Below are 848 nucleotides of genomic sequence, written 5' to 3'. Positions count from 1 at the left end.
ATAAAATTAAAATGTTTTTTTATTTAATTGATCTAAATTATTATTTTGGAGCGGACGAGGGGAATTGAACCCCCGTCTCATGCTTGGCAAGCACGTATAATAGCCACTATACGACGTCCGCGTTCTTTAAGTCAAGAATTTCGTTTTTTAAAAAAATAATTTCTAAAAAACTACAACATATATATTAACAAAAAAATAAGAAAAATTTAAAACAAAATGATTGGTGCCCTTAACGAGAATCGAACTTGTATTTCATCATTACCATTGATGTGTTTTGCCATTAAACTATAAGGGCTATAAGGGCTTTTGACGCTCTTGTATTATTTTATCATATAAAACCTAATTTAAGAAAAAATGTTATAATTAATTGCTAAAAAAAATTTTTCTTTCATTTTATTAACATTTTTTATAAATATTTGTTCACTTTCCAAATAAATAATATATAATAAAAGAGGTTAATTTAAACTAATTTTAATAAAGAGGAGTTTTTAACAATGGCACCACAAAATGAACAAAAAAGATTTCAGGGTGAAGTAAAGTGGTTTAGAATTGATATGGGGTATGGTTTCATCCAACTTATTACTGACAAACCTAAAGTAGAAGGAAAAACAGACGACGAAATTTTCTTTCATTTCACAGCTATCCAATTAGACAACAGCGAATGCAGAACAGAAGGACATCGTTCTTTAAAATCCGGTGAAAAAGTTGAATTCACTATTAAAGAAATTGACGGACGTACACAAGCTGTTGATATCGTTAAAGTAAAATAATAATTCATTAATTTGAAATATATTTTAAAAAAAGACTTTAAAAGTCTTTTTTTTTAATGTATAATATGTTTTTATTAT

The 848-nt window shown here is 26.5% G+C and carries 1 protein-coding gene and 2 tRNA genes; 1 reads left to right on the top strand and 2 read right to left on the bottom strand.

The window, feature by feature from the left end:
• Positions 1-46: 46 nt before the first annotated feature.
• Positions 47-121: transfer RNA gene (locus RI76_RS02140), tRNA-Gly, on the bottom strand.
• Positions 122-221: 100 nt separating this feature from the next.
• A tRNA-Thr gene (locus tag RI76_RS02135) sits at positions 222-295 on the bottom strand.
• A gap of 199 nt (positions 296-494) precedes the next feature.
• On the opposite strand from RI76_RS02135, the gene RI76_RS02130 reads away from it, so the two are divergent.
• Positions 495-770, top strand: a complete 276-nt coding sequence (locus tag RI76_RS02130) for a cold shock domain-containing protein (protein WP_017192502.1) — start codon at positions 495-497, stop codon at positions 768-770.
• Positions 771-848: the final 78 nt, after the last annotated feature.

Origin of the sequence: Milkweed yellows phytoplasma str. MW1, assembly GCF_000309485.1 — a bacterium.
GTDB lineage: Bacteria > Bacillota_I > Bacilli_A > Acholeplasmatales > Acholeplasmataceae > Phytoplasma.
Note: the sequence above shows the minus strand (reverse complement) of the source record. Positions and strands in the feature narration are given on the sequence as shown.